The following is a 22753-nucleotide window of genomic DNA, read 5'->3' as shown; positions in this document are numbered from 1 at the left end:
ACAAAAGAACGTTATGAAAACACTATATATGCTATTATTTTCAGGATTGTTACTATTTACATCCTGCGAAAAGCTTTTAGACAAAACACCTACAGATTTTATTCAACCTGAAAACTATTATCAGAGTGAAAACGATCTTAACCTGGCGCTCGCTGGTGTTTATGATCCTTTGGGATCTGAATACCTGTATGCAAGCTCCTTGTGGTTCCAATTTGGATTAAGTAACGACGAATCTTTTTATCCAAACAGTCCGAACTCATTTTCGGCCCCTATGTTCTACCAGCACGACGCAACCAACCCCTACGTTAGCGGTCTCTGGGAACAATGTTATGTGGGAATAGAGCGGGCAAACCTTCTCATTGAAAACATCAACCGTCCTGTAATGGATGATGACAAACGTAAGGTGATCCATGGAGAGGCTCTTTTCATGAGGGCGTTTTACCACTTTCTGCTGGTGAGCAATTACGGAGACGTTCCTTTGAAGATAAGTTCTACAGACGACATTAATAATGTCAGGATCCCAAGAACGCCCTCTAAAGATGTTTACACCCAGATCATCAGGGATATGACCGATGCGGAATCCAAAGTAATGAAAGCTAGTGCGATCGGAAACTCGAGCCGCATCTCGCAAACTACCGTATGGGGAATGCTTGCCAGGGTCTGCCTGTATATGGCCGGGAACCCTGTAAATGATGGGTCAAAATACCTGGAAGCATTAAACTGGGCGGATAAAGTGATCAAGAGCAATGAGCATGCACTGAATACCACCTACGACAATAAAATAACTAATTCGGCTTACAGCCAGATCTTTATCAACCAGGCACAAGATGTTTATGATGTGAAAGAGAGTATGTGGGAAGCTGATTTCCATATGAATGGTGGCAACACCAGCTATAATGAAGGAGGGCGCCTTGGTACCTACCAGATAGACTGCAGAAACCTTGATACGGGTTTTGCATCTGGAAATATCCGTACCACCATCAGATTGTACAACCGCTACCAGGCGGGCGACTTCAGAAGGGATTGGGCCATCGCGCCTTTTTCTTTCACCAGCACTGCAACTTCTGCGATCCGCGTACCCTACCCTGCCAGCAGTATCATTAACCGCCAGTCGGGTAAGTGGAGAAGGTTTTTCGAACCCATCTCCTTTGCAAAAGAGCAATACAGAACCGGACAAAACTTCCCGATCTTAAGGTATGCGGATGTGCTGCTGATGTTTGCTGAAGCCGAATTTGAGGTTCATGGCGCGACACCCCTTGCATACAATGCCATCAACCAGGTACGCCGCAGGGCCTATAATTTGCCGCTGGATGTACCAAGTGTTGAAGCCGACCTAAATCCTGCTTTATCAGAAACCGACTTTGAGAACGCCCTGAGAGATGAGCGCTCCAGGGAATTATGTTTCGAAGCACTCCGGCGTCCAGATCTGATCCGATGGGGCATCTTTAACGAGGTGATGACTGCAATGACGACTGAGATCCTGGCATCTAACGCCACTTCAACCAATAGAAACAGATGGATCATAGGATATAATACGGCGGCATCATCTCCCAAATATTTATTGCTTCCCATTCCCGCATCCGAGCTCAACGTTAATAAGGCAATGACTCAAAACCCGGGCTGGTGATCAGAAGCAATCAGCAATTTTAGATGACAATAAAAGAGATTTAAAATGAACAACTATATAAAAACAGCACTTTCAGCATTAAGCCTCGTTTTGGTTTTCGGCTGTGAAAAAGACCTGTCTCCGGGCACTTCCGACTTTGGAGTGTCTGTTGAGAAAAAGAGCTTCAGTATACGGGATACGGCACATTTTACCTTTAGCGGTAATCCGGACGTGATCACCTTTTATTCAGGAGAACCGGGTAGTCGTTATGAATACAGGGGAAGAGCGGAGGCAGAGGGAAATGCGGTCATGAGTTTCCGGACGATCAGGGCTAACGGCTCCCAGCCGAATTCCCTGAACCTCATGATCTCACAAGATTTCGCAGGGGTGGTTAAGGGTGATACTGCAAGTACAAAAGCTAATATAAGTGCAGCCAACTGGACACCCATTACATCCAGGGCAACACTTTCAACCGGAGGTAGCAGTGCCGTTTCCTCGGGCGATATCAATCTTTCAGATTTTGCGGAAGAGAACAAGCCGGTGTTTATCGCATTTAAATACATGGCAGAGGCCGGCAGCATTCAAAACAAATGGACCATCAGCAATTTCTCCGTCCGGAACGTTCTGCCGGATGGCACCAGCTATGAGATCGCTAATATGAATACTTCTACAACGGCTTATAAGGTTTATGGTGTCGACACCTTTAGTCCCGGAATTGCGGCCTACACCCTGCAAAACAAATATAACTGGAATGTGGGTACCACCTCGCTGATCATCACCGGAGCCACGACTGTGACTGCTGCCGATGCTGTGGCTGAATCCTGGGCATTTGTAGGACCTGTCAACTTAAGAAAGGTTGTTCCGGATATAGGCAAAGCCGTGAAGAACCCTACGCAGAAACTGGACGATTTCACCTTCCATTATCAATACAAAACACCAGGAAAATATACCTCCATCTTCGTGGGAAGTAAAAACAGTATAAACGGCAGTTCAGGTACTGTTAAATCCCTTGAGGTTGAAGTGAGCGACTAAATTACTTTTAAGGCAGGACGCCTGATCCTGCCAGCCTGAACTATAATGAATCAAGTTGAAAAGTTGGGGGCGGCTAAGCGCATTAGTGCCAAACTTCGGCAACTCTTGGACTCTTAAAAGGACCTGCTTAAGCAAGAGGTCCTGAAACAAGTTCAGGATGACGAAGGAAAGAACATCCCCCAAATTTCCGCTTGATCCACTTTAATATTAAAATAAAATAGAATCTCTAATGAAACAAAAGATCCTGGCGATCATTTTTCCGCTCTGCTTAGTAGGTGCATTAAGCCTTATGCCTTTGTTCGCCTGCACACCTGTCGATAAGACCCTTTTAACAGAAAACTTCGACATTGCCCGTATTCAATACCGGTATCTTTTGAATGAAGGAAGCCGGACAGACACGCTTTTCCCAAGAACACTGGACGACAGCGGCAAGCTGAAACTTACGGACAAGTATGAATGGACTTCCGGGTTCTTTCCCGGCTGCTTATGGTATATGTACGATGGCTTAAAAGATGATTCCATTAAAAACGAAGCCATTAAATGGACAGAAAAACTCGAATCTCTGAAAGATTTCACTGAACATCACGATCTTGGGTTTATGATGTACTGCAGTTACGGAAATGCTTACCGGGTTACCGGGAATCCTAACTATAAAAATATCCTGGTAGAAGCTGCAAAATCGCTGAGCAGCAGGTTTGATCCGAAAGTTGGCAGTATTAAGTCATGGAACAGGTTCGGCTCCTGGGATGGTAAGAACAGGTACGATTTCCCGGTGATCATCGATAATATGATGAACCTGGAGCTTTTATTTTTCGCTTCTAAAGTTACCGGCGACCCTTATTTCAAAAACATCGCTGTCAAGCATGCCGAGAACGTAATGAAGAACCAGATAAGAGAAGACTACAGCTGCCATCACGTGGTATGTTATGACCCGCAAACAGGGGCTGTACTTTCAAAAGAAACTTCACAGGGTTATGCCAACAACTCTACCTGGGCCAGGGGACAATCATGGGGAATTTACGGTTTTACGATGTCGTACCGGGAAACCGGAGATAAACGCTTTCTGAATACGGCGAAAAAAATGGCCGACTTCTATATCGACAATGAAAATCTTCCTTCAGATTTTGTAGCTTACTGGGATTTTAACGCGAATGAAAAAGGATATACCCCCTCTGTAAAATCGAAGGCAAAACAAACACCTACAAAATACAGGGATGTTTCTGCGGCAGCGGTTACTGCTTCTGCACTGCTCGAACTCAGTACCTTTAAAGGCGTAGATGGAACTAAATACCGCGAAGCTGCTGAAAAGATAATTGCCTCTCTTTCAAGCCCTGCTTACAGGGCTAAAACAGGAACTAATGGAGGTTTTCTGTTAAAACATAGCGTAGGAAGTATCGCACATGGTGTGGAGATCGATGTGCCGCTGGTATATGCAGACTATTATTTCCTGGAAGCATTAAACAGGTATTCGGCTATTACTAACCGTACTAACTAAAGCAAATGAAGTCATTCATCACATTAATCAAATTTGCTAAACTTAGAAAGATCAGATGTTCTCTTTGTCTGGCTCATTCTCTGGCTCTTTCTCTGGTATTATCTCTGGCTTCTTCAAAGCTGCAGGCACAAGACTTTATCAAAGACAACAGCCAGATCAAAGCACATCCTCGCCTGCTTTTACCCGCTGGCGAGGAAAAGCAGGTGATGGCTGCAATAAGTAAAAACGCCCTTTGGAAAAATGTCCATAACAGCATCCTGGATCAATGCGATTCTATTATGCTTGCCAAACCTCTTGAACGGAAGCTGATCGGCCGGCGTCTTCTGCAGGTTTCAAGGGAAGGTATCCGCAGAGTGTTCTTCCTTTCGTATGCCTGGCGGATGACAGAGAAAAAGAAATATCTGAAACGCTGCGAAGAAGAATTGCTTAGCATCTCCAGATTTGCCGACTGGAATCCGGATCATTTCCTGGACGTGGCTGAAATGACCTTTGCCGCGGCTATTGGTTACGACTGGCTGTTTAACAGCCTCTCCCCTGCTTCGCGAAAAACCATTAGTGAGGCAATTATCAAACATGGGATAGAACCTTCTCTTAACACTAAATATAATGGCTGGTTAAGAGGTAAAAACAACTGGAACCAGGTGTGTAATGCCGGCATTACGTTCGGAGCCCTGGCTGTGTATGAAGATCAGCCCGAAGTATCGGGCAAACTGGTAGAGCGGGCTATATCCAGTATCCGGATACCAATGAAAGAATATGGCCCCGACGGTAACTATGCCGAAGGCTACAGCTATTGGGGATACGGAACCTCTTACAATGTTTTTTTCATCAACGCGATAGAAAATCTGACCGCTAATGATTATGGATTAAAAGAAATGCCTGGTTTTATGAAGACGGCAGCGTTCTACGAAAACCTGATCGGTACCTCCCGGCAGCCTTTCAATTATTCAGATTGCGGAGGAATAGAAGGACTGCAGCCAGCCATGTTCTGGTTTGCCAACCAGCTAAAAGAACCCTCACTTCTCCATATTGAAAAGAGTTATTTACAAACCTCGAAATTTAACGCTAAGACCAACCGTTTTTTACCGGCAGCACTGATCTGGGGATACCGTACGCCCTTAGATGCTGTAAGCGCTCCCCAAAACCTCTTGTGGCAAGGTAAAGGTGAAAACCAAATAGCCGTGATGCGAACCGCATGGGATAAGCTTGATGGAATTTATGTTGGATTCAAAGGCGGCTCTCCCTCTTTAAGCCATGGGCATATGGATGCAGGATCTTTTGTGATGGATGCAGAAGGAGTACGCTGGTCTGCAGACCTGGGGATGCAGCAATATAATTCACTGGAATCGGCCGGACTGGATATCTGGAATATGAGCCAGAACTCAGACCGCTGGAAGGTTTTCCGTTATACAAATCATTCACACAGCACCCTTACTGTCAACAATCAGCATCAGAATGTTTCAGGAAACGGGACCATCCTTAAGTCTTCCGGTGAAGAGCAAAGCAAAGAGAATATTTATGCCGTGATGGATATTTCCTCATTGTACAAAGACAACCTGAAAAGTGCTCAAAGAGGAATCGCTGTTATAAACGGCCGCTATGTTAACGTACGCGACGAAATTGAGACTGGCGACAAAGAATGTGTGATACGCTGGGCTATGTTGACTCCTGCCAAAATTGAATCGTCTGAAGGAAATCAACTGGAGCTCAGCAATCAGAATAAAAAACTGGTTTTATATGTCGATGGCATACCCGGCGTAAAAATGCAGACCTGGAACACAGATCCCCCTAACAGTTACGACGCTGTGAACCTGGGAACAAGACTAGTAGGTTTTGAAGTAAAGGTGCCTGCCAACACTAAACTACAATATAATGTGGTGCTGCTCCCGGGCAATGAAAGCATCGCAGTAAAAAAGTCAGATTTAAAGCCCCTGGCCAACTGGTAAGAAATGCTGAAGAAAACGTTTATTTTTCTTTTGTTATTACCGCTTGTCTCTGCAGCACAGATCATCCTTCCTCCATTGCTGAGCGACAATATGGTGCTGCAGAGAGATCAGGCTTTAAAAATCTGGGGCTGGGCAAGCCCCGGAGAAGAGCTCAGCCTTACATTCAATGGATTCAGGGCAAGCACAAAGGTGCTGGCAGACAGCACCTGGGAGTTTAAACTGCCTGCTATGCAGGCGGGCGGGCCTTACGACTTGGAGTTAAAAGGAACGAATGAGAAAAACAGGCTGAAGGTATACAATATCCTGATAGGTGATGTATGGCTCTGCTCCGGTCAGTCGAATATGGATTACCAGCTTCATAAGTCGTCTGATCTTTATAAAGCGGATATCAAAGCATCCTTGCAGCCGGAGATCAGGGAGTTTGCAGTAAAATCAGATTACGGCTTTAGGCATAAAAAATATGCTGAAGGTTCATGGAAAGAGGCTCGTCCCGAAAACGTCATGCGTTTCAGTGCAGTGGGCTATTTCTTCGCGCTCGAGCTTTATAAAAAATATAAGATCCCCATTGGCATTATCCATTCCAGCTATCCCGGTACACCGGCTGAATCCTGGATAAGCGCAGAGGGGCTGAAAGAATTTCCACCATACCGGCAGAAGGCCGATCTGTTCAAAGACAGCGCGTATACTCATAAGATCGTACAAGCCCAGAAACGTATAAGCGCAGATTGGTTGGATGTAATAAATAAATTAGACGAGGGATCTTCCTCGCCACAACGCTTATGGAAAAATAACATCTCTGACTTGAAGGACTGGCATACGATATCTTTTCCGGGATTTATCGAAGATCAGGCGGAACCTGACTTTAATGGTGTCCTCTGGATCAAGAAAAAAGTGCACATTCCCGCCCGGATGACGCAGTCCAGGCTTGTACTTGAGCTCGGCTTAATAGATGATATTGACAGTACATACATCAATGGAGTCAATATCGGTTCGAGGGACAACAAGTACCTCGTCAGAAAATATCAAATACCTCCGGGGTTGCTAAAGGAAGGAGAAAACTGGATCACGCTCAGAATAGTGGATAAAGAAGGTAAATGTGGGATAGTACAGGGAAAAAGTTACCAGATAAGGACTGAGGATCCCTTACCGGGTGATGCCATTGATCTTTCCGGAGAATGGTTGTATAAAGTGGGATACCGTTCGGCGCCGTTACCTTCCGAAAAGTTTGTCAGTATAGACAAGCTTCCGGAGATCATGTATTACAGTAAGATTGAGCCATTAATTAAGTACGCGATCAGGGGAGTAGCCTGGTACCAGGGCGAAAGCAATACATCCAAATACTCAGAATATAAAGAACTGCTTGCTTCGCTTATAAACGATTGGCGAAACAAATGGCAGCTCAGAGAAATGCCCTTTCTTATAGTGCAGTTAGCCAATTATATGGATCCTCCAGCCCTTCCTTCGGCCAGCGACTGGGCATTGTTAAGGGAGGCCCAGGCGAAACTTGCCAGGGAAGTAAGTAATAGTGGTTTGGCGGTAGCCATAGACTTTGGCGAACAATACGATATTCATCCGGCAAACAAAAAAGATGTTGGTAGGCGCCTGGCGCTCGTTGCGCGGGAAGTAGCATACGGAGATTCAACAGTGATTTCCTCAGGCCCGGTGTACCGCAGCATGAGTATCAGCAAAAACAAGATCGATCTTTACTTCGACAAGGTGGGAGATCAGTCCGGAGATGAATTAGAGGCCAGGAATGGAGCACTGAAACACTTTGCGATAGCGGGAGAAGACAAGGTATTTCATTGGGCCAAAGCAAAGATCAAAAATGGCCGGGTTCAGGTATGGAGTAAGAAAGTAAAACAACCTGTCGCTGTACGGTATGCCTGGGCCGACAATCCCCAGGGATGTAATCTTTACAACAAAAGTGGTTTACCCGCCAGCCCTTTCAGAACAGATCAGTGGTAAGGCGATGAAACCCGCATACTTATAAAAATTCAGCCCAAACAGTCGATTTTTTGTCCCCTTTTTTCTTCAGAGTACAAGCAATTTAGCACATCGGCTCAGCTGAGTAAATCAATTAAACCTATAAATTTTATGAAAAAAATTCTATCAATCACATTTCTTACTTTGATCAGTATTGCTTACAGCCTTTATTGTTCCGGACAAATTACGCCCGGCAAGCTTGCTGTATATCGCGTTGGAACAGGGAGCAGCGTAGCTAGTAATCGCACTGTCCCTGTGTTTATTGACCAGTATAATACTACCGGAACCGCTCAATCGCCGGATTTTACAATCGCAGTGCCTGTGTCTGCCAATGGAACAAACCGCAGACTTACAGCAATAATGAAAAGCAGCGCCACGGTATATAACCTGGAGGGCATGTCAGGACTTTCTCCCGACGGACAATATCTTGCAATTATAGGTTATGACCAGGAGACAGGTTCAAGCTCCGTATCGGACGTAGATAAGGTAATTGGCGTGTTAGACGCTGCAGGCAACCTCAATACAAGTACATCGGTAAGCGGCAACTCGCCGGCAAGATCCGTAGTGCCGACCGCAGGTGGCAGCCACTTTTACAGCGCGACACTAGGTTCAGGAATTCTCTATTCAGCACTGGGTGCCAGCACAGCAACCCAGGTTAGCACCAATGTAAGCAACGCCAGGAGTTACACCATCTTTAATAATAAACTCTACTGTGCAAACAACGCATCGGCTGTTCCCTACTTTAGTCCGCTTCCTACCAATACAGGCACTTCGCCTAAAGGTACTATTACTCTTCCAGGAATCAGCAATGTTAACCAGGTAGCTCTTTTCGATACTGACGGCGACGGCGAACCCAACCTGATCTATGCTGCAAATGATGGTACCGGTCCCGCAGATGCAGGTCTGTTCAAGTTTGCGCTTGAAAACAGCAGCTGGGTCGCGAAAGGCAGCATAAAAATTACCGGAACAACCGACGGATTAAAAAGTATAACCGGTAAAGTTTCAGGAAAGAACATCCTGCTTTACGCAGCTACATGGGGAAACCTTAGCACGTCTGTTCCATCACAACTGCTGGCGATCACAGACGAAAATGCAGCGACATCCAGTATCAGTAATACCACTGAGCTTTCAGTTCTGGCGACAGCCGCAAACAATACGGTTTTCAGAAGCGTAAGTTTTACTCCTGGAACAACTCCCGAGACAACACTTCCCGTAAAATTGACATCTTTCCAGGCTAAGTTTGATCAGCAGCAAGTTAACCTTAACTGGGAAACGTCGTTAGAATTGAATAACTCTCACTTTGAAGTGTTAAGATCGACAGACGGTGTGCAGTTCTCCAAGATCGGACAAGTAAGCGGGAAAGGAAACAGCACTCAAAAAAACAAGTACACATTCACGGACCAGATGCCTTCGCCTGGTACAAATTATTACAGGTTGAAGCAGGTCGACTTTGATGGGAAGGCAGAATTGTCTAACATCATCTCGATAAAACTGAACATGAAGCAGGAGAATATCTTTATCTCGGCAGGAAAAAATGAACCCGTAAGTGTAAATATAAGCACTGATGAGGTAAAAAAGACCAGGATCTCGGTCTACAACCTGTCTGGCAACGTTATACTGGATGAAGAACATCTTCTCGCAATTGGAGAAAATAAGATAGATCTTCCAAAGGACGTTGCTCCCGGTTTATATATCGCTGCCGTTACGATAGGAACGAAAAGTTCAAAGCTAAAATTTGTAGTTCAATAAAATTAAAGATCTCTCTTAAAGTTCTCCCTTTAAGATCTCCCTAAAAAGATCTCCCTAAAGATCTCTCTGATAAGGCAGAGAGATCTTTAATTTATCATTCTATTACCGGAATAGCTCCCAATCCAAACAACTCTTCCTCCTGGCTTTGAAACAGAACACTTAAAGTAAGTGTTGTTAAACCCTTTTCAAAAGGAATCACAATATCTTCAGACGCTGCTCCCTTCCTATCCGGGTTCTTTTCAAACACTTTCTTCCCATTCAAATAAAACTCAGCCTTCGCAGCCCTGACGTCTTTTAAAATGATCTTTCCCCCCGAAGCCTGCTGGCTTTTAAGAGGGCTGAAAGTTGTTCTTAAAACAGCGTATTTGCCATCCTTCATTTTAGTCAGATTTCCAGCTGTAATTGCTTGCCAGCTGTTCATATCATTATCAGCCAGCGTGGCATTCGGATCTGGCTTTTCAGCCGTTGCCGGAGAAAGTTTCCATTTACTCAAAAGCAGTTTTTGCCTGACTGCGGGTATCGCGGCTATGGGTTTTACAGCCAGTATCGGTATTTTTAGAGAAGCTGGCTTTAAGCCCGGGGCCGTCGCTTCAAGCACTATGTTCTTCCCTCCCCCCTTCTGGCTTTGAATAATAACTTGTGCCAGTCCGTTAAAAAGACTTTGCTTATTACCTTTTTCAGGTTCATGAGAATTCGGGTTTCCGTTTCCTAATCCGATAATATTGCCTGAACCTTGAATTCGAAAAGTAACAGGCAGATTTGCATCCGGTACATGCCGGCCTTTGTCATCAAAAGCTTCTACCGTGACGGGCATCGCATCATTTCCATCGTTCTTCAAACTTCCCCGGTAAGGGATTAAATTTAAGCGAACCGGCTTGCCTGTAGTCTGAACCGAGGTTTGAGATACCTGTTTACCTTTGGAAAAACCTATGGCCTCCAGCTTCCCCGGAGAATAAGGCACTATCCACTCTGTCATTTCGTAGGGGTCATTTACCTTTTCGCCTATCAGTTTGCCATTAAGTTTCAATTGAACTTTGTCTGCATTACTAACAAGCAGAACTTTGATGGGCTTACCGGTGCTATCGCCCGGCCAGTTCCAATGCGGAGCGATGTGCAAAACAGGTTCATCAGTTTTCCAGAAAGCCTGGCGAATATAAAAGCCTGTTTTAGGGAAGCCGCAAATATCCATCGCACCAAAACTGGAATTAACCGTTGGCCAGGTAAATGGCGTTGGCTCCCCAAGATAATCGAAACCGGTCCAGACAAAACCACCCGCCATCCAGGGCCGTTCAGCAATTGCCTTCCAGGCTGTACGATGCGTTGCCCCCCATTTTGGGGCCTGCGTATCGTAAGAGTCTAAAAGATGTTTTTTATGATCTGTTACATATTCTCCTCGTATCATCACTGCCGAAGCATCTTCAGAACTCATGACAGGCATTTCCGGATTTTCCTTGTGGAAACGATCATAATGTTTTATCTCGTAATTAAAACCCGTAACATCCACCCCCTTTGATACATTATCAGCTTCAAAGAAACCACCATTCATCGCGGCAGTTACCGGCCGTGTATTATCCAGCGCTTTTACCCTGGCAGCCATCCTTCTTACCATTTCATAACCCGTGAGTGTTCCCTGCATCGGTTCCTCATTAAAAACCGACCATAAGATCACCGAAGGATGGTTGCGGTCTCTTTTGACCATCCACTCCAGCTGGTTCATATAGTCGGGTGACGAATTGAAGTTCCGGTTCTCATCCATTACCAGGATACCGAGACTGTCGCACAGTTCAAGTATCCTTTTAGGCGGAGCAGCATGGGTACAACGATAAGCATTCGCCCCAAGCTCCTTTATACGCTCCATCCGGAAATCCCAAATACCATCCGGAACTGCAACGCCAACCCCGGCATGATCGGTATGATTACAAACTCCCTTTATCAGAACATGCTTGTCATTCAGGAAAAAGCCGGAATCAGCAGAGAACCGGATGGTCCGGAAGCCGCATTTTGTTATCCGCTGATCCATAATTTTACCGTTCTCTTTAATACGGGTAAGTACTTTGTAAAGTACCGGCGATTCGGGTTCCCAAAGCCGCGGACCGCTTACAGAGAGCGTTAAACTAAACGTTTTCGCCTCGAGGGCTTCTACGGATCCGCGCAGGTTTGCAGATGCCAGGGTATTGTTGCCTGGATCCACTAAGATCACTTCAATATCAGGCTGAGCTATCGCTCTTCCATCATTGCGAAGACTTATCTCAACAGGTATCTTCCACTCGTTTTTTGGGCCTGACGCCTTTACAGGGTTCGCATAAATACCATCAGTTACGATATGCAGAGGAGATTGTTTAAGCAGCCAGGTATGAGCGTAAATTCCTGCCCCCTCATACCACCAGCCCTCCATCGCATCCGCATCTACCCGGATGGCAATGGTATTCAAATCATCGCCGTATCTGGCAACAGCAGAAATATCAATATAGGAAGAAGTGTATGCACTCCAGCTCCGGTGCATCAGCTGCCCGTTAACCCAGATAGTTGCATGCGTTGCAATTCCGTCAAATTGCAGTTCGAGATGTTTTCCTTTATCAGCGCTATCCAGTTGAAAATGCCTCCTATACCAGGATATACCGCGTTTACGGTAACCCTGGGCAATGTTTGCGGTAGAATCAACGGGATTCTCCATCGCCCAGTCGTGCGGCACATTGAGGGTTTGCCAGTCGGTAGCATCAAAATCAATTGCAGCCGCACCAAGAGCATTACCTGCTTTCGACGCAAAATAACTTGCGCTATGGCCGTTGATGACGGGAAAAGGAATATCGCCTTTATGAAAAAACCAGCCTTCATTCAGGGAGTAGATACCATTATCGCCGGCAGTGATATCGGCAGCGCCATGTTTAACACTGGTTTGAGCCCTCAGCTGGCACACATCAGCTGAAACAAACGCTATTAAAATAGCAAATTGAATTAGTTTAATCATTGATCGGTAAGTAATTGTTACAGACCAAAGATTTTAAAAAGTGAGTTTAGGGAAGGGCTAATAAATCATGATCTTTGGGGTAAAAAGTAAAAGTGCGATAGGGAGCTGAAATGCCCCAGCGTCAAAAGCCTAAAGTTTTAATTTCGAAATATTCACCCTAAGGTTCAGTTCAAAATTACCGTTGGTATAACCCTGAATAGCTGAAGTACCTGAAGTATACATCCCGTTGATCTGCATCAGCGATCTGTATTTCACCCCCATGCCGATAGTGGCACTCTCGTTGGTATGGTACATCCCCATTACATTCACCTGGTTGTTAGCAAGGGTAAGGTTGGTACCGATATCGGCGATGCTTTTGTACCCCCTGATGTCGCGGTAAACTACTTTAGGCTCTATACCCATACCTTCCAGGGTGTTGGCCAGGTAGAACTTATAACTTAAGCTTGCAAAGTAGCGGGCCTGATCTACCAGCTCGTCTTTATGCTGGTCGTTGCCAAAGAAAGTTTTCAGGTTAGGGATAGCACCCTGAAAGTTTAACTTATTACTGCTTAAGGCAAAGCCGAAGTCACCATCTACATACGTTTCACGATCGGCATATTTGTTCACAGCTACGTCGTAATCCGGGGTCACCGTATTCATCTTCTCATTCATCAGGCGCTCATCCATAAAACCCAGCGATATCCCAAAGCTGAGTTTGGCGCCCGTACTGTTTAAGGGAAGGTGGTAGGCATAGCTGCCCATCACCCGGGTTTTCTTCTGCAAACCGGCTTCATCATTGTAAATGCTGATCCCAACTCCTGATTTCTTAGCCGAACCATAATCAGCGGTTAAGGACTGGGTTTCCGGAGCACCGGGAATGCTTGACCATTGCTTGCGATAAGCCAGATCCGCACGAAGGCCCTGTTCCAGCCCTGCCATGGCTGGGTTAGCCAGATACTGGTTCTGGAAGTACATCGCTCCAAGAGGATGTAACTGGGCGCTTACTTTGGTATTGTTGAAAGCTAAAAGCAGCAGGGAAAGGGCCCCTGCTTTGCTAATAAGTGTTTTTATGTTCATTGTTTTTGATATCGTTAATAGATCCTCTTCATACTGTCCGATAGAGTTCCAAAGGATCTCTACGGATTTCAGAAGTAAAAAGAGTCTCCGACTCGAAGCGTTATGTTATGGCGCTTAGGGGAGTCAGAGACTCCTTTTTATTTGATAATCCGTAGACTCCGCTTCGCTCGGACAGAGCAAGACGAATGCTAGCGCACGCGTGCCGCGTGTGCCTAAATCATTCATCATTCCTAATTCATCATTTTTCTTAGTCCCTTACTATCGTAATAAACCCTTTTAACACCGGTTTCTTTGCACCAAAGTCTACGATATAGTAATACGTATCTTCAGCCAGAGGAGCCCCGTTGAAGGTTCCGTTCCACTCCGAGTTATAGTTCTTCTTGCTGTACAATAACCTGCCAGCTCTGTCGAAGATCTTCACTTCATTGTTTGGATACAGATCCAGGTTCCTGATCACGAAGTAATCGTTCACATTATCACCATTTGGTGTTACCAGGTTTGTTCCATCAATCATCGCGTAGTCTTCGTTTACTGTTACGGTAAACTCCTGAACAGAGCTGCAATTAGTTGCACTAGTAGCGGTTACACGGTAGGTAGTCGTTACAGACGGACGAACTGTTAAAGTTGCGCTGTTCTGACCAGCGATAATACCTTCAGCGTTTGACCACTGGTAAGTAACTCCTCCTGAGGCAGTAAGTACCCGCTCATCCCCCTTAGAAATTGAATTACCTTTATCTGCACTGATGGTTACCACCGGAAGCGGATTTACGGTAATGCTGAAACTTTTCATGATGCTGTTAAGCCCGCCATGAGCTGTACCACCATCATCTGTCACCAAAACATTAACCACTGCCGATCCCGAAGCACCTTTACTAACCACGTACCGTAATTCTGCCAGACCGTTTACTGCCTGGTTTACTTCCAGTACCTCAAATAAACTATTATTGCTACTGCTGATACTCACGTTGGTGGCTTGATTAGCATCTTCACCAGCAGAGATGCCACTTATATTCACCAGTTGCGGCGCTGTGGTATAACAGATCGTTTCATTAGTAATATTGGCCAGAGTTGGCTGCTCGTTCACATTCACAATATTAACAGTGAACTCTTTCTCAAGCCATAAGCCATGCTGGGTAGTAGAACGAACCTTAATGCTGTAGCTGGATTTATTTTCAAAGTTAAGGGAACCTGTGGTAGTAAGCTGCGTGCCCTGACCTACGATTTCAAATAAATCCCTGTCACCAAAACCATCAACCAATGTATATTTAAACGTCGCTGAAGGATCATCAGAGGTAGAACTCAATGTTCCCGCAAGCGTACCTGCTGCCTGGTTCTCGTAAACCGTTGATGTTGCCAGACTAATGCTGGTGGGATGACCAGGCTTAACCTCAATTACACCTTTTACATAGTCAAAGCTGTAATTGTTGGACGAGGCTCCGCTGGCGATGATATCGTAAGAGCCTTTAGGTGTGTTCAATACCACCGCAGTACTTGCAGTAGCTTCCGTAAGAAGGTCTGCCTTACTTTCACCTGTTACAAAACCAGTATAACTTACAGTAAGGGCCGGATTAGGTGTACCCTGGTATTTCTCTTTATCATCAGCTTTTACTGTCAATAACCTTTTTCCAATAGTCAGGGTACCCTTAACGAAAGTAATAGTGTAATTCACAGCTGATCCGCTTGCTATGATATCATAGGTACCTGCTCCGGATGATTTTGTTGCCCCCGTACTTATTGAAGGCGCAGGGTTTAATGAGGTTTCATTATTGACCAATCCGGTGTAAAGAATCGTTAATTCAGGGTTGGGATCACCATATGTTTTGTTTTTATTTTCTACTGTGATCGTTAACGCTTTCTTGCCAACTGTTAATCCACCCTTAGCATAGCTGATGGTATAGTTGCCCAAACCAGTTCCGCTAGCTGAAGAAGCCTCAATATCGTAAGCGGTGCTGCTTACTGCTGCAGTCGATGCTGCGCCGGTACTGCTCAAAGTAACTGAGCTCACAGCATCTGTGTTGACCAAACCTTGGGTAGTAAACTCAGTACCCGCAAAGGTCACTGCCTCGCCGTAGGTTTTCGATCTATCTTTAGCCGTAATAGTTAAAGCTTTCTTGCCAACGGTTAATCCTCCTTTAGCATAGCTGATGGTATAGTTGCCCAAACCTGTACCGCTGGCTGAAGAAGCTTCGATATCGTAGGCAGTGCTGCTTACGGCTGCACTGGCTGCAGCGCCGGTACTGCTCAAAGTAACTGAACTAACAGCATCCGTGTTGACCAAACCTTCGGTAGTAAACTCAGTACCCGCAAAGGTCACTGCCTCGCCGTAGGTTTTGGATTTATCTTTAGCCGTAATAGTTAAAGCTTTCTTGCCAACTGTTAATCCACCCTTAGCATAGCTGATGGTATAGTTGCCCAAACCAGTTCCGCTAGCTGAAGAAGCTTCAATATCATAGGCAGTAGCACTCACAGGTGCTGTTGCTGCTGCGCCGGTACTGCTTAAAGTAACTGAACTAACAGCATCCGTGTTTACCAAACCCTGAGTAGTAAACTCTGTACCCGCAAAGGTTACTGTCTCCCCGTAGGTTTTCGATTTGTCTTTCGCTGTAATCGTTAAAGCTTTCTTGTCAACGGTTAATCCTCCTTTAGCATAGCTGATGGTATAGTTGCCCAAACCTGTACCGCTGGCTGAAGAAGCCTCAATATCGTAGGCGGTGCTGCTTACTGCTGCTGTCGAGGCTGCCCCGGTACTGCTCAAAGTAACTGAGCTCACAGCATCCGTGTTGACCAGCCCTTGGGTAGTAAACTCAGTACCCGCAAAGGTCACTGCCTCACCGTAGGTTTTGGATTTGTCTTTAGGGGTGATCGTCAGAGCTTTCTTGTCAACGGTTAATCCTCCTTTAGCATAGCTGATGGTATAGTTGCCCAAACCTGTACCGCTGGCTGAAGAAGCTTCGATATCGTAGGCAGTGCTGCTTACGGCTGCACTGGCTGCAGCGCCGGTACTGCTTAAAGTAACTGAGCTCACAGCATCCGTGTTTACCAAACCTTGAGTAGTAAACTCTGTACCTGCAAAGGTTACTGTCTCCCCGTAGGTTTTCGATTTATCTTTAGCCGTAACAGTTAAAGCTTTCTTGCCAACGGTTAATCCACCCTTAGCATAGCTGATGGTATAGTTGCCCAAACCTGTACCGCTGGCTGAAGAAGCTTCAATATCATAGGCAGTAGCACTCACGGGTGCTGTTGCTGCTGCGCCGGTACTGCTTAAAGTAACTGAACTAACAGCATCCGTGTTTACCAAACCCTGAGTAGTAAACTCTGTACCCGCAAAGGTTACTGTCTCCCCGTAGGTTTTCGATTTATCTTTAGCCGTAACAGTTAAAGTTTTCTTGCCAACGGTTAATCCACCCTTAGCATAGCTGATGGTATAGTTGCCCAAACCTGTACCGCTGGCTGAAGAAGCTTCAATATCATAGGCAGTAGCACTCACAGGTGCTGTTGCTGCTGCGCCGGTACTGCTTAAAGTAACTGAGCTAACAGCATCCGTGTTTACCAATCCTTCGGTAGTAAACTCAGTACCCGCAAAGGTCACTGCCTCTCCGTAAGTTTTGGATTTGTCTTTAGGGGTGATCGTTAACGCTTTCTTGCCAACTGTTAATCCACCCTTAGTATAGCTGATGGTATAGTTGCCCAAACCAGTTCCGCTAGCTGCAGAAGCTTCAATATCGTAGGCGCTGCTGCTTACGGCTGCTGTTGCTGCGGCGCCGGTACTGCTCAAAGTAACTGAACTCACAGCATCCGTGTTGACCAAACCTTCGGTAGTAAACTCAGTACCCGCAAAGGTCACTGCCTCGCCGTAGGTTTTCGATTTGTCTTTAGCCGTAATCGTTAAAGCTTTCTTGCCAACGGTTAATCCTCCTTTAGCATAGCTGATGGCATAGTTGCCTAAACCTGTACCGCTGGCTGCAGAAGCTTCAATATCGTAAGCAGTGCTGCTTACTGCTGCAGTCGATGCTGCCCCAATACTGCTTAGAGTAACGGAACTTACCGCATCTGTATTAATAAGCCCTTCGGTAGTGAATTCTGTACCTGTAAATGTTACCGTCTCCCCGTAGGTTTTCGATTTATCTTTGGCAGTAACCGTTAAAGCTTTCTTTTTTACCGTCAATACCTGCTCTACAGCCACAGCAGATTCATACAAGTCACTTCCTGCCTGTTTCGCTTTAATAGTAGTTTCACCAGCCTTTAAAATCAGCACCTTGCCATTAGTTTGTATTTTTGCTACAGACGGGTCACTACTCTCATAAACAAGATCTAAACCAGAACTACTACTTCCAGCGGGCTCATATTCAGCATCACCGTAAGTCTTAGTATCAGTTGCAGCAAAGGTGATCGACTGTGTTTTCTTGCGTGTAACCGTTATGGTATATGTTTTCGAGATGGCAGGATCCTCTGCTGTGATGATTACTTTGATAGTATTCGTACCTTCAAGAAGGTTGATAGCCCCAGATGCACTACCGCTTGTCACCGTTTCTGTACCAATCTTCACAGAGGCTGTCGCATCTGCAAGCGTTGGAGTAATCGCGACCGTTTCTACTGAATTAGATACCGTTACGGCATAGGCTGTCTCGCCGGCCGTAAATTCGGGACTTAACAGACCTTCACTTATAGTGAGATTTGAAAGGGCTGCATTAGAAGAGAGCGTTTTGAAGCTCTTTATTAAGCCGGAAGAAGTGCCGTCTGCATTTTCAGCTTTCACCCTAAAGTAGTATGTTTTTGAGGGATCTAATTCTGAGAGCGTTACAGATGCGCTGGTGCTACCAGAACCTCCGGCAATACTGCCACCCGTTGTTGCGGCCAAAACAGTTGCATCAGAAAGATCAGCTTCTAAGCCATATTCAAAGGACACTTCGGTATCTTTGCCATTATCATCAACGGTAGCGTTCAAAGCAGCCGAAGATGAACTGATGGACGATGCGGCGGCAGTAGCGACTACAGGTCCGGTTACGAATACAAAATCTGAAATAGCGCCAGATCCTGAGGCGGTAGTTACAGAAATGTCTCCGGAAGTCCCCGCTCCCACTACTGCTTCGATCTCCGTATCGCTTGTTACAGTAAATGAAGCAGCGGCTGTGCCGCCAAAACTCACAGCTGTTGCTCCCGTGAAGCCAGATCCTTTAATGGTAACCGTAGCTCCGGCAGAAGCAGACACGGGAGAAAAGGAATCGATACTGGGAGGTAAGCTGATGGTGTATTCTGCAGCAAACCCGTTATAAGTGGAACTATAATAAGTAGATAAACCTGTTCCTTCGCCTGGATCAAGATCAAACGATCCTCTTACATGTCCACCTAAAAACATTTTCGAACCAGTAAGTGACATGGTGGAGGGAATCTCGTCACCGCCGGAGCCAATCCGTTCTGCTTTTATGTATTTCCCATTCTTATCATATACTCCGAATAAGATATCTGCTGAACCAGCTGTAGTAAACACAGCTGTTCCTCCATCTGGATCTGCATCTATACTGGGTGTTCCAAAATAGCTTGAGAAGAAGATATTGCCCTTTTCATCGGACTTTAAATTAACAAACCCAATAGGACCTCCCTGAAAGCTCTTACCCCATAATAATTCGCCAGACGACTTATATTTAGCCAGCCAGGAAGATGGCGAGTTTTGCACTTCCGAAGTAAGAACCGGGTTGTCTGGATTTGAAGGATCAATATCCGTCTCATTAGTCAGTTGACCGGCTGCAACCAGGTTTCCTGAAGCATCTGCATGAATTTCCATTACAGATGAATTGCTTGAACTCTGAATCTTCTTTGACCAGGAGTGCGCACCAGCAGCTGTATATTTAATAATGAAGCCGTTATTTGAGCTTGATGTGAGATCTACCGGATTTTCTGAAGAACCGGCATTAAGGGTTCCTGAAAAATTTCCGGCAATAAAAAAGTTCCCGGCAGCATCGGCGGTTGTAGCTCTAATAACTGAACTGTTATTTGAGACAATGCCTTTAGACCATATATGGTTTCCATCACTATCATACTTAACTAGAAACAAATCCTGACCGTCAGCAGGTTGAGCGAGGGAAGAAACTCCGGATCCAGCATCCGCATCAAATCCTGCATAATATAATCCCGCCAGGTAGGTATTACCAATAGCGTCAACAGTTACTGAATATAGAATTTCAGAGCTCGCTCCCCCAATTGTTTTTGCCCAGATTAAATCCCCGCCCGAATTATATTTGAAGATATAAATATCGCTACCACCTGCAGGGTTTATATATGTCGACGAAGAAGGATCAGGATAAATGGCACTCGAAAAGACCCCTGTCGTATATATGTTACCTGAAGCGTCTGTACCAATATGTCGAATTGAAATGTCGCTTCCGCTCCTGATAGATTTAGCCCATACCATTGCCCCCGATGAGTTGTATCTCCCGAAAAAAGCATTATAAAATCCATTATAATTGTAAAAATACCCCACCCCGGCGCTCATCAAGACACCTGATCCCGGATCAAGATCAAACGACACATTGTAAGTACCACCGAGAACAACGTCCCCTGAAGGAACATAGGCAGAGGAAGTAACTTGAGTTGTACTTGGGAACTGTGAATAGCTGTTACAATAGCTGGGCCTGCTGGAAGTCCCGCCGCATTGATAGTAACCGGTTATATACTGGCCAAAACTATTCGTTCCATACGTATTCGACCAATCATATTGAAACGTTTGGGCTTTCGCAGCAACTATTGAAAAAACCAGAAACAACAAGATGTAAAATTTCCTCATACGCACATAGAGATTATTTAATGAATTCCTTAAAAAATTAATAGAGCTTGAACCCAGCAGAGACTCATGGATATAAGTCGTGCAACCCAGCATACCTTTTACAAAGGTGCATCATTATGTCAAGAGGATATATACCTGAAAGTAGGTATTTTTTATACAGAATTTTGATTTATTGGAGCTTAGCGTAATAAAATGCAGCTTTCGAAGCAACTCCTTTACTTTCAAAATACCTGGCGAGGAAAAGGAATATTCCCCGGTTTGGAGGAGGTAAGGCAGCTGCTTTTTCAGCATAAACCACAGCGGTGACCGTATCTTTTACCTGCAGGTAGTAATTGGCAAATTCCGCTAACGGTACAGGAGAATTTGGGTTAGCAGCTATTCCCTCTTTTAAAGTCTTAAGAGCGGACACAGTATCCCCAATAGCTAATTGCGACCGGTTCAACTGTTCTATAGCGATCACATTATTAGGATTCGTTTTAAGCACTAATTGAAGGTTCCGGGCGGCATCGGCATTTCTATTCTGATATTTCTGGCTTAAGGCAAGCGTAAATCTTGCTTCTATAAAATCCGGGTAGACTTCCAGAGATCTTTTTAACACTTGTTCTGCCTGTGCAAAAGAAGCCAGCTGAATTAAACAATTTGCCTTGTTCAGTAAAGCCAGGCTGTCTTTCGGATTAATCTCCAGTGTCTTTTCAAAATGGAGTTGGGCTTTCTTCAGGCGCTCGTCAATTTGCGGCTGTAGCCAGGAATTCCCGGGTTCCTGAAGCTTTTTCTTTTCCTCCAGTGCACTGGCAAGCAGCCAGTCGCCATATAAAAAGTTTACCATGGCTGAATTATCAGCTACCTGAACGTCATGAGCATACAAAGTATCTTTGTTCTTCCAGTCCTCGTTCCGGGCAAAGGTACGTACCGCATAAGCTGCAGCGAAGAGCAGTATGACAAACAAGGGGTTTATCCTTAAAAGTAAACGCAGTTTCTCATAAAACGTCGCAATCAGTAGGACGAAAACAATAGAAAAACCTAAGGACGATACATAGGTAAAACGTTCAGCCATCATTCCCGGGGCCAGTTCTATGAGGTTAGAGAACACCAGCATAAAAACACCATACAAAATGATCCCAAAAACCAGCAATGACCTTTGCCGTAAGTTCTTTAAGCAATAGCCTAGCAGGAAAAAATGAAACAATAAGGAAAAAACAGCCAATGCATTAGTGAAGGTCACTACCCTCACATAGTTAGCCCCATAATAAAAAACAAGATCTTTGGGAAAAATATGAAGCAGCAGATACCGACCCATAACGTAAGAAGATGTAGCTATCCGGTGAAACAGCGAATATTGATCGCCAACCAGTGCATTCTCAGTAATTGAGAAGTCCCGTTCGAAAGAAGGCAGCACCGAAGCTTTTAACAAATGGCAACAAATAGCCACCGTAAAAAGCATCACGAAAACCACTGCGCTCTTTTTAAAAGATAAGTCGCCGAAAAAATAAAGGCAAACGGGATATATAAGCAAAAAAGGTAATAATGTGTATTTTGCCAACAGTCCCATGGCAAAAAAGGTCAGTGCTACAGGCAGCAGGTAAAATTTACCATTTTCGAGGTATTTAAATGCCAGATAAAGACTAATCAAACAAAACAGAAGTGAAAGCAGTTCATCCCTCGATTTAATACTTGCCACTATTTCTGTATGGAGCGGATGGAGTAAAAACAACAGGCATATCAAAAAACATATTGTGATCCGGTTCTTGCCAGCATACCACTTTAACAGCAGTTTGAATAATATAATGACTGTCAGAAGATAAATAACAAGGTTGATAAAATGGCTTACAAAAGGCATGTCACCAAATATCCCGTGTTGTATGGCGAAACTTGCTGCTGCTACCGGGCGGTAATCAAAACCGGCATCAACACCATTATAAAATGTAGGTTCAGAAAAGATCCGCGAGATAGACGAAAACCCGTCGGCTGTCAGAGCATTGCCGGCAGTATAATACGTATCGTCTAAATTGAAGCCATTACTCAGGGTATTCGCATACACGAGGAAACCAATGAGTAACAGTAGCATCATAGATGACTTTTCTGTCAAAAACCTAATATTCAGCATCTGAGTATTCCCGTATTTATAAAGGAGAACAAT

Annotated in this window: 10 protein-coding genes; 6 read left to right on the top strand and 4 right to left on the bottom strand. The window is 45.0% G+C overall.

What is annotated here, in order from left to right; all coding sequences use genetic code 11:
- Window positions 1-13: 13 nt before the first annotated feature.
- The 6 genes from J3P37_RS03495 (at window position 14) to J3P37_RS03470 (ending at window position 9811) form a co-directional block, all read left to right on the top strand.
- The gene (locus J3P37_RS03495) at window positions 14-1627 is read left to right on the top strand and encodes a RagB/SusD family nutrient uptake outer membrane protein (protein WP_256009613.1); all 1614 of its coding nucleotides are present in this window, start codon (window positions 14-16) and stop codon (window positions 1625-1627) included.
- 45 nt (window positions 1628-1672) lie between these two features.
- A complete protein-coding gene (locus J3P37_RS03490) occupies window positions 1673-2638 on the top strand; it encodes a DUF5017 domain-containing protein (RefSeq protein ID WP_256009612.1) in 966 nt (321 codons plus the stop codon).
- A gap of 229 nt (window positions 2639-2867) precedes the next feature.
- Window positions 2868-4133: a glycoside hydrolase family 88 protein gene (locus J3P37_RS03485; RefSeq protein WP_256009611.1), complete on the top strand. Its 1266-nt coding sequence runs from the start codon at window positions 2868-2870 to the stop codon at window positions 4131-4133.
- Between the two features lie 5 nt (window positions 4134-4138).
- Complete coding sequence (locus J3P37_RS03480) at window positions 4139-6079, top strand: heparinase II/III domain-containing protein (RefSeq protein ID WP_256009610.1); 1941 nt, start codon at window positions 4139-4141, stop codon at window positions 6077-6079.
- A gap of 3 nt (window positions 6080-6082) precedes the next feature.
- Complete coding sequence (locus tag J3P37_RS03475; RefSeq protein WP_256009609.1) at window positions 6083-8044, top strand: sialate O-acetylesterase; 1962 nt, start codon at window positions 6083-6085, stop codon at window positions 8042-8044.
- A 129-nt stretch (window positions 8045-8173) separates the two neighbouring features.
- On the top strand, window positions 8174-9811 hold the full coding sequence (locus tag J3P37_RS03470) for a T9SS type A sorting domain-containing protein (RefSeq protein WP_256009608.1): 1638 nt from the start codon (window positions 8174-8176) through the stop codon (window positions 9809-9811).
- 94 nt (window positions 9812-9905) lie between these two features.
- Here J3P37_RS03470 and galA read toward each other — a convergent pair whose 3' ends face one another.
- The 4 genes from galA to J3P37_RS03450 form a co-directional block, all read right to left on the bottom strand.
- On the bottom strand, window positions 9906-12779 hold the full coding sequence (gene galA / locus J3P37_RS03465) for a beta-galactosidase GalA (protein ID WP_256009607.1): 2874 nt from the start codon (window positions 12777-12779) through the stop codon (window positions 9906-9908).
- A gap of 129 nt (window positions 12780-12908) precedes the next feature.
- On the bottom strand, window positions 12909-13835 hold the full coding sequence (locus tag J3P37_RS03460) for a PorP/SprF family type IX secretion system membrane protein (protein ID WP_256009606.1): 927 nt from the start codon (window positions 13833-13835) through the stop codon (window positions 12909-12911).
- Window positions 13836-14082: 247 nt separating this feature from the next.
- Window positions 14083-20616, bottom strand: coding sequence for an MBG domain-containing protein (locus tag J3P37_RS03455; RefSeq protein WP_256009605.1), 6534 nt, complete (start codon window positions 20614-20616; stop codon window positions 14083-14085).
- Window positions 20617-20785: 169 nt separating this feature from the next.
- The gene (locus J3P37_RS03450; RefSeq protein WP_256009604.1) at window positions 20786-22684 is read right to left on the bottom strand and encodes a tetratricopeptide repeat protein; all 1899 of its coding nucleotides are present in this window, start codon (window positions 22682-22684) and stop codon (window positions 20786-20788) included.
- Window positions 22685-22753 lie beyond the last annotated feature (69 nt).

Source organism: Desertivirga xinjiangensis (genome assembly GCF_024436435.1).
GTDB classification, from domain to species: Bacteria; Bacteroidota; Bacteroidia; order Sphingobacteriales; family Sphingobacteriaceae; genus Desertivirga; species Desertivirga xinjiangensis.
This window is presented reverse-complemented; position numbering and strand designations above follow the sequence as displayed.